Origin of the sequence: Kitasatospora sp. NPDC057500 (genome assembly GCF_042802195.1) — a bacterium.
In the GTDB taxonomy this organism is placed as follows: Bacteria; Actinomycetota; Actinomycetes; order Streptomycetales; family Streptomycetaceae; genus Kitasatospora.
Genome location: NZ_JBHVER010000275.1, coordinates 1 through 8837, shown reverse-complemented (window position 1 = coordinate 8837; position 8837 = coordinate 1). Strand labels below are relative to the sequence as shown.

At 73.2% G+C, this 8837-nt stretch carries 5 protein-coding genes; 3 read left to right on the top strand and 2 right to left on the bottom strand.

Translation table 11 applies throughout. From position 1 onward, the window contains the following. Positions 1–1197, bottom strand: a 1197-nt coding sequence (locus tag ACFU74_RS34065; protein WP_380763901.1) for a sensor histidine kinase, incomplete at its 3' end; no start/stop codon positions are given. 389 nt (positions 1198–1586) lie between these two features. After that, positions 1587–2858 carry an acyl-CoA dehydrogenase family protein gene (locus tag ACFU74_RS34060; RefSeq protein WP_380763905.1) on the bottom strand — a complete coding sequence of 424 codons (1272 nt, stop codon included), beginning with the start codon at positions 2856–2858 and terminating at the stop codon, positions 1587–1589. A gap of 476 nt (positions 2859–3334) precedes the next feature. On the opposite strand from ACFU74_RS34060, the gene ACFU74_RS34055 reads away from it, so the two are divergent. The 3 genes from ACFU74_RS34055 to ACFU74_RS34045 all read left to right on the top strand — a co-directional run bounded on the left by ACFU74_RS34055 (position 3335) and on the right by ACFU74_RS34045 (position 8801). Continuing rightward, a complete protein-coding gene (locus ACFU74_RS34055; protein ID WP_380763899.1) occupies positions 3335–4402 on the top strand; it encodes a GAF domain-containing protein in 1068 nt (355 codons plus the stop codon). Positions 4403–4730: 328 nt separating this feature from the next. Continuing rightward, positions 4731–6227, top strand: coding sequence for a lipase maturation factor family protein (locus tag ACFU74_RS34050; protein ID WP_380763903.1), 1497 nt, complete (start codon positions 4731–4733; stop codon positions 6225–6227). A 270-nt stretch (positions 6228–6497) separates the two neighbouring features. Next, entirely contained in the window at positions 6498–8801 is a 2304-nt protein-coding gene (locus tag ACFU74_RS34045) for a hypothetical protein (protein WP_380763897.1), read from the top strand. Positions 8802–8837 lie beyond the last annotated feature (36 nt).

Sequence of the window (8837 nt, the reverse complement as noted above, 5' to 3'; positions counted from 1 at the left end):
ACCCGGCCCCGGTGCCGGGGTCCGGGTGACCCGGGCGCCCGTCGGCAGGCCGGCGAAGGTGGACGGCGCCTCGGCCTGCTGCAGCAGCGCCGCCGGCACCAGCACCACCGCCCGCGTCCCCCCGTAGGGGGAGGGGCGCAGGGTGACCTGGACGTCGTGCCGGGCGGCCAGCCGGGCGACCACGAAGAGTCCGAGCCGCAGGTCGTCGCCGAGCGCGGAGACGTCCAGCTCGGGCGGGTTGGCCAGGTAGTCGTTGAGCCGCTGGTACTCGTCCTCGACCATGCCGAGGCCGCGGTCCTCGACCTCCACCGCCAGGCCCTTCGGGACCTCCTGCGCGGAGACCTGCACCTGGGTGTACGGCGGGGAGAAGGTGGTGCCGTTCTCGATCAGCTCGGCGATCAGGTGGATCACGTCGGCGACGGCCTGGCCGCTCAGCGAGGTGCGGGGCACGCCCTGGACGACGACCCGCGAGTAGTTCTCGGTCTCGGAGACGGCGCTGCGCAGCACGTTGACCATCGGCACGGCGTTGCGCCAGCGCCGGGCGGGCAGCGCGCCGCCGAGGATGACCAGGTTCTCGGCGTTGCGCCGCATCCGGGTGGCGAGGTGGTCGACGGCGAACAGCTCGCGCAGCAGTTCCGGTTCCTCGTGCTCGCGCTCCAGCGCGTCCAGCATGCTGATCTGACGGTGGATCAGGATCTGGGTGCGGCGCGCGATGTTGAGGAAGACCTTCTTCGTCCCCTCGCGCCCCTGGGCCTGATGGACGATGGCGGCGACGGCGGCCTGCCGGACGGCGGCGAGGCTGTCGGAGGCCTGCTGGAGCTCGTCGCCGGCCCGCCGGGGCGGGGTCCAGGCGGGCGGGGCCGGGACCGACTCGCCGGCCCGCAGCCGTCCGGCCACTCCCGGGATCTCGTGTTCGGCGAGCGTCAGGGCGTCGGCGTGCAGTGCGGCGATCCGGGCCGGCAGGGTCCGCGCGGCGCGCAGGCCGCGCACCAGGCTCCAGAGCAGGACGGTGGCGACGACCGCGCTGCCGGCCAGCAGGGCGGTGCGCTCCCCGGCGTCCCGCAGCAGGTAGACGGCGTAGCCCCAGGCGGCGGCGAGGCCGAGGCAGGGGACCAGCGCGAGGGCGAGGAGCGGGCTGCGCAGAGAGCCGGACCGGCCGGCGCGGTGGCCCGTCCGGGGGGCCGATATGCCTGGCATCTGATTCCTTGTAGCGGGGTGAAACGCGGGGGTTCCGTGTGCGGTCCGACCGGGGGTCGCTGGGGCGCAACGGCCGGCGATGCCCGGGGTTTGCCGGAGGTGGTGACCTGGGGGTCACCATCCGGACGGATGCAGACGGCCGCCGACTTCAGGCACGCTACCAGCCTCCGGTGACCTTCGGGCAACATCAACTGACCATATGTGAACGCTTGATGACGGTGTGTCCGGGGGGTCCGGCCCCCTCCGGGCAGATATTCGCACTGGTCAGCGAAGTACTGGAAGGTTTCGGACGGCTTTCCGGCGTCCTGGGTCCGGTCGCCGGAAAGCCGTCAGGGACAGGTCAATGGGAGGTACTCTGGCGGGATGCCCCGACCGGGCGGGCCCGGGGGTCAGCCCGCCAGCGGCATCCGCAGCACCTCCGCCTGGCCGGCCTGCACCTGGGCCTCGGCGCGCGCCTCCTGCTCGGAGGCCTCGTGCCACGCCCAGCCCGCCAGGTCGGCGAGTTCGACCGACCACTGCTTCCCGTAGGTGCCGGAAGCCACCTGCCCGAGCCGCAGCCGCTGGACGTCCGAGGTGCCGGCCGGCGGGTAGATGTGGGTGGCGTCGCGCAGGTAGCGCTCGATGTGGAACTCCGTCTGCAGGCCGCGCGCGGCGTGGATCTCCATCGCGTTGCGCGCCGAGTCCAGCGCGTACTCGGTGTTGATCAGCTTGGCGTTCATCAGCTCGGCGTCGCAGGCCTTGCCGTGGTCCAGCAGGTGCGAGGCGTGGTACGCGGCGAGCTTGGCGGTCATCAGACGGGACTGCATCTCGCCCAGCTTCAGCGCGATGTTGGGCAGTTGGGACAGCGGCTTGCCGTAGAGCAGGCGCGACTCGGCGAACCGCACGGTGTCCTCGACGATCGCCACGTGGATGCCGAGGGCGACCGCCGCGAGGTTCAGCCGCCCGTACAGGGTGGAGGACGAGTAGGCGACGTCGAGCCCCTCGCTCTCCTGGCCGAGCCGGTTGCCGGCCGGGATCCGACAGTCCTCGAAGACGAGTTCGCCGAAGCTGAAGCCGTGCAGCCCGCTCTGCGAGCCGAGCGTGCCGGCGCGGAACCCGGGCCGGTCGCTCTCCACCAGGAACGCGGAGAGCCCCCGGCTGCCCGGCCCGGTGCGCAGCACCACGCCGTGCACGTCGCCGATGTGGGAGTTCCCCACGAACCACTTGCGGCCGTTGAGCACGTACTCGTCGCCCTCGCGCCGCGCCGTGCCGCTCATGCCGAGCACATGGCCGCCGGACTCCGGTTCAGTGACGGCGATCGTCGGCAGCGCCGATCCGTCGGCGAACTTGGGGAGCCAGTAACGGCGTTGGGCGTCGTCACCGAAGTGGATGACCTTGGCGACGCCGAGTTGCGAGGCCTGGGCCATCGCCCCCATGGCGCCGCTGACCCGTGACAGCTCCTCGACGATCACGGTCTTGGCGAGATGTCCGAGCCCCAGCCCGCCGAACTCGCGCGGGATGGTGATTCCGATCCAACCCCGGCGGGCGATCTCCCGCGCGAGTGCGAACTCGACCTGGCGCTCCGCCTCCATTCTGGCCACCTGCGGGCGCACCTCCTTCTCCGCGAACTCACGTACCTCCGCGCGGAGTCGCTCGTGTCGTTCGTCGGTGAAGTAGTCCATCGCCATGCCCGGTCCTCTCGGGTTCGTTTGTTCGGTGGGTGTGCCTCCGTCCGTGCAGCCGATCCGCGTCGGCCGCCGAAGGTGAGGGGGAGGTGGGGTCGGCGGCCGGCCCATGCACAGCCGGTGCGTGCGGAACTGCCGGCGGTTGCCCACGCTGCTCCTGGGGACCGCCGATTTTCGGCAGGCCTCATTGTCATATGTGCACTGGAAGTGCTCTACGGAGGATCTTGGATTGGCGCGATCGAGTCGTTCCGGGGTCGGGGAGGATTGAAACGCCCGAAGGTGGGGATACGACGTGTCCGCGATTCCCGGAACCGCTGGATCCGAGGGTTCCGGTTCCGGTTCCACGTCCGTTCCCGGCCACCGCTCGCGCCGCCGTCTCCTGCTCGGCCATGTGGCTTTGACCGAAAGTCAGCATCCGGGACGGCGCGGGCCGGGAGCGCCGAAGGCACCGGATGTCTGATTACATGTGCGCCATGACTGATGTGATGAGCACTCAAGGCCAGTTCCCGGGTGCCGCCGGGGAGTCGGAGCGGGCCCGCAGGCTTCGCAGCCTGGGCCTCGACGAGCCCGCGGCGGACGAGGCCTTCGACCGCTTCGCCCACCTGGCCGCCAGCATCACCCGCGCCCCCATCGCGATGGTCAACTTCATCAACGACGAGCACCAGATGTTCCGGGGGCTCTACATTCCGCCAACCTCCCCTGAGATTCCGGTCGACAAGGGCTCCGCGTGGGCCGACCGGGGCATCGCTTTCGACCTGCCGGCCCGTCAGATGCCCATGAGTTACGGCTTCTGCCCGCACGTCGTCGCCCAGCGGTCCCCCCTCGCCCTGGACGACATCCTCGCCTACCCCCGGTTCGCCGGGAACTCCGTCGTCGACGAGCTGGGGGTGCGCGCCTACCTCGGTGCCCCGCTGGTCGACGACACCAACACCGTCATCGGCACCGTCTGCGTCCTCGACCACGAACCCCGCCAGTGGGGCCGCGAGCGGCTGCGCGACATCCAGCACCTCGCCGAGGCCCTGCTCTCCGAGATCCGGCTGCGCGACAACCTGGTCGCCCAGCAGCACGAGATGTTCGCCGCCTTCGACGGCTCGCCCTTCCCGATCATGCTCACCGACGGCCCCGGCCAGGAGATCCGCTACGCCAACGCCCAGCACGCCGAGGTCTTCGGCGCCCCGGTCGCCTACGGCGGAATCGGCCAGGCCTACCCCCAGCTGGGCGCCGCCGGCCTCCAGCAGGCGGTCAACGAGGCCTACCGCACCGGCCGGGCCACCGTCCTCAACGAGGTCCGGCTCCTCTCCGCACGCCCCGACGCCCAGCGCGGCCAGCAGGTCTTCAGCTTCACCTGCAGCCCGCTGCGCACCGCCCGCACCGGCCACGTCAGCGGCGTGCTGACGGTCGGCATGGACGTCACCGCGCAGTCCCGAACAGAGGAGGAACTCGGCACCCTGGCCGCGCTCCTGGTCGACCGCCTCCAGCAGAACGGCGCCCCCATCACCCGTTCCGGCACCGGCGAGACCGGAATCATCCTGCCGGCCTGAGAGCACCACCGCACGACCGCACCACCTGCATCAGCGCACCACCTGCATCAGCGCACCACCTGCATCACCGCACGACTGCACGACTGCACGGCCGGGCGCCCTGGCGTCCGGCGTCCGCACCGCCGCATCCACCACCGCAGTGGGGCGCCTCTCACCCCCGATGAGAGGCCCCCCGCCACGGTGTGAGCGCCGCCGGGCCGGGGGAGCACCGCCCGTCCGGACACCGTAGGGCGGACACCGTCCGGGTGAACACCGTCCGGGTGAACCGCCGGGCGCCGCCCCGCCGCGCACCCCCGCGCGGCGGCCGCCGGTGGTAGGCATGGGCCGCATGCAGTGGTTCGCCGCCCCCGAGTACTGGCTCAGCAGACTGCTCGCGCAACGGATGCTGGCCGCCCTCTACCTCACCGGCTTCCTCGCCGCGGCCCTCCAGTTCCGAGCCCTCACGGGCAGCCGCGGCATGCTCCCCGTCCCCCGCTTCACCGCCCGCGTCCCGTTCCGGCACGCGCCCGGCCTCTTCCACCTCCACTACAGCGACCGCTTCTACGCCGCCGTCGCCTGGGGCGGCGCCGCACTCTCCGCCGCCCTCGTCGGCGGCCTCGGCGACGCCCTCCCGCTGTGGACGTCGATGCTCTGCTGGGCGGTGCTGTGGGCCCTCTACCTCTCGATCGTCAACGTCGGCCAGACCTGGTACTCGTTCGGCTGGGAGTCACTGCTGCTGGAGGCCGGCTTCCTGGCCGTCTTCCTCGGCAACGCCGACACCGCCCCGCCCGCCCCCGTGCTCTGGCTGCTGCGGTGGCTCGTCTTTCGGGTCGAGTTCGGCGCCGGACTGATCAAGCTGCGCGGAGACACCTGCTGGCGCGACCTGACCTGCCTGCGCTACCACCACGAGACCCAGCCCATGCCCGGACCGCTCAGCTGGTTCTTCCACCACCTGCCCGACCCGCTGCACCGCGTCGAGGCGGCGGCCAACCATGTCACCCAACTCCTCGTCCCCGTAGGCCTGCTCCTCCCGCAGCCCATCGCCACCTACGCCGCCTGCGTCGTCGTCGCCACCCAGCTCTGGCTGGTCGCCTCCGGGAACTTCGCCTGGCTCAACTGGCTCACCATCGCCCTCGCCCTCGCCGCCGCCGACCCCGCCCGCCTCGGCCTGCCCGTCCACCCGCGCGCCTACGGCGCCGCACCCCTCTGGTTCGAGGCCCTGGCGCTCGCCCTCACCGCCGCCGTCCTCGTCCTCAGCTACTGGCCGGTGCGCAACATGGTCTCCCGCCGCCAGGTGATGAACCGCTCCTTCAACCGCCTCCACCTGGTCAACACCTACGGCGCGTTCGGCAGCGTCAACCGCACCCGCCAGGAGGTCGTCGTCGAGGGCACCGAGGAACCGGTGGTGACCCGGCACACCGTGTGGAAGGAGTACGGGTTCAAGGGCAAGCCCGGCGACGTGCGCCGCCTCCCGCGCCAGTACGCCCCCTACCACCTGCGGCTCGACTGGCTGATGTGGTTCGCCGGCATCTCGCCCGGCTACGCCCGGCCGTGGTTCCTGCCGTTCGCCGCCCGGCTGCTGGTCAACGACCCGGACACGCTGCGCCTGCTGCGCCACAACCCCTTCCCGCACGGCCCGCCGACCCACGTCCGGGCGACCCTCCACCTCTACCGGTTCACCGATTGGCGCGAACTGCGGCAAACCGGCGCGTGGTGGCACCGCACCGCGCTCTACGAGTACCTCGCGCCGGTCGACCTCGCCGCGCTCGCCCGGGCCGGCCACCGCCCGCCGCCCGCGCGGCAGGCGGGAGGCAGGCGGGAGGCGGACGCCGACGGGCGCCGGTGAGCGGCGGACGAGTGGCGGACGGGTGACGGGAGGGCCACCCGACCGGCCCTCCCGGGTGGCGTCCGGGCGGGCGGTACGGCACGCCACACCGGGCCGAGGGGCGGTGGGTGCGTGCATGGCTCGAACGGGCACCCGTATTCTTGGCCTCCGACCGGTAGCCCGACCGCGCGCCCCCGAGCCCCTCCCTCCGAGGCCCACCGCGCACCCGGACCGCCGCCCCCTCGCCGCCCGTCCACGCCCCCGCCGCAGCCGCCCAGAACCGGACCTCACATGACAGCGCTTCACTCCCGCAACGCCGACGCGGCCGACGCAGCCGGCTCCGCAGACGTCAAGGACACCACGGACACCAAGGCCGCCACGGACACCGCCGACAGCACGGACACGACGGACGTCGCGGACACCGCGGCCGCCGCCGAGGCCACGGCCGACACCGACCTCCGCGAGGAGCTCGGCCGCTACGCCGAACTCGGCGCGTTCACGCTCGCCGCGGACACCCACCCCTGGTACGCGGCCGTCGACACCGTCGCCACCCCCGAGGAGGCCCGCGCCGCGTCCACCGTCCTCGCCGAACTGCGCGGCCACGACCTCCAGCAGGTCTGGGAGGACGTCACGGCGCTCGCCGCCGATGTCAAGCTCGACGCGCCGGACACCGTCGGCAAGACCGCGGTTCTCGTCGAGATGCTGCAACTGGTCCGCCGCACCTCGGCCGTCCTCGCCCCCGCCGCGTACGACGCCGACCTCGAAGCCCTGATCGCCGCCACCGCCGACCGGAACTGGCGGCGCGAGCGCGGCGTCAAGCTCTCCTGGCTGCGCGCCCGCTCGCTGCGCAAGCAGGCCGGCGCCCTCGCCGCCGCCACCACCGGCCGCACCCGCGCCCAGGACCTCCACGAGGCGCTCGCCTCCGCCGAGGTCGAGCGCCGCGCCTGGGCCGCCCTCGCCCCCGCCGGCACCCTGCCGACCGCGCCGTCCGACGCCGACCTGGCCCACCGCACGGCGCAGACCTTCGAGGCGATCAACACCGGCGTGCGCGAGCTCGCCCGCCTGCTGCCCGGCCAGGACCTCGACGCGCTGTCCTTCCCGGACCTCGTCGACCTGGTCGAGCGCCTCGCCGCCGACGAGGGCACCCTCTACCGCCTCCCCACCCTCCGCGGCCTGCGAGCCACCCTGGAGGACGCCGGCCTCGCCGACCTCCTCACCGAGCTCGCCGCCGCCCACGCCGACCGCCGCGCCGCCGAGGCCGCCTACGCCGCCCGCCAGGCCCTGGCCGGCGGCCAGCGCGACGGGCTGGCGGCGGAACCGGCGGCGGAGCCGGAGGAGGCCGTCGCCGAGGACACCGACGCGGCCGCGGTCGAGCCCGCAGCGGAGGCCGAGGAGCCGACGGCGGAGACCCCGGCCGACGAGGAGCCGCTCACGGTCACCCTCCCCGCCCCCTCCCCGGCCGCCGACGACCTCGTCGGCGTCCCCACCGCCCCGCCCGCCCAGCCCTCCGACCCCGAAGCCGAGTCCATCGACCCGGCCGACGACACCGAGCCCGAGCAGGTCGCGGAGGTCTCGGGGGAGACACCGGGCGTCGTTGCCGGTGCGGAGCCGGTGGCGGCTGAGGCTGAGCCGGTTGCCGAGGTCGATGCGGAGGCCCCGGTTGAGGCTGAGCCCGTCGTAGAGGCCTCGGCCGAAGCGGAGCCGGTTGCGGAGGCCTCGGTGGAGGCGCCGGATGCCGCTGCCGATGTCGAGTCGGCCGCCGAGGCGCCGGTCGAGGTGGCTGCGGACGCGGAGTCGGTGGCGGTTGAGGTCGAGCCGGTTGTGGAGGCCTCGGTTGAGGCTGAGCCGGCCGTGGACAATCCGGCAGAGCCGACGGAGGTCGTTGCCGAGACCCCGGTTGCTGAGGCGTCGGTTGAGGTTGAGCCGGTTGCGGAGGCTGTGGCTGGCGTTGAGCCGGTGGCCGAGGTGAGTGTCGAGGCTGTCGCGGAGACTGTGGTTGCTGAGGCGTCGGTTGAGGTTGAGCCGGTTGCGGAGGCTGTGGTGGAGGAGGCTGCCGAGTCGGTTGCGGAGGCTGTGGCTGGCGTTGAGGCAGTGGCCGAGGTGAGTGTCGAGGCTGTCGCGGAGACTGTGGTTGCTGAGGCGTCGGTTGAGGTTGAGCCGGTCGTGGAGGCTGGGGCCGAGCTGACGGAGGTCGTTGCGGACGCGGAGTCGGCGGCGGTCGAGGCTGTCGCGGCGACCCCGGTCGCCGAGGCGCCGGTTGAGGTTGAGCCGGTTGCGGAAGCCGTGGTCGAGACCGAGGTTGCCGAGCCGGTCGCTGAGGCCGCCGCCGACGTGGCGCCGGAGCCGGAGCCTGCCCCCGCCCCCGCCGCCGAGGTCGGGGGGCGGCCGGAAAAGCCGGACTTCACGCCGGGGCGGCCCGTGACCGCGTACTCGGCGGAGGAGCTGCTCGCGATCGTGCGCTGGGTCGACGGCGACGGGGTCGAGCGGAGTGACGAGGAACTGCTGCGGGCGGCCATGAAGGAGCTGGGCTTCGCCCGCCTCGGGCCGCGCATCAAGGAGGCACTGGGCGCCGCCGTCGCCGCCGCGCGCGGCTGACGACGATCGGGAAGGCCCCGGAGCACGGTCAACGAC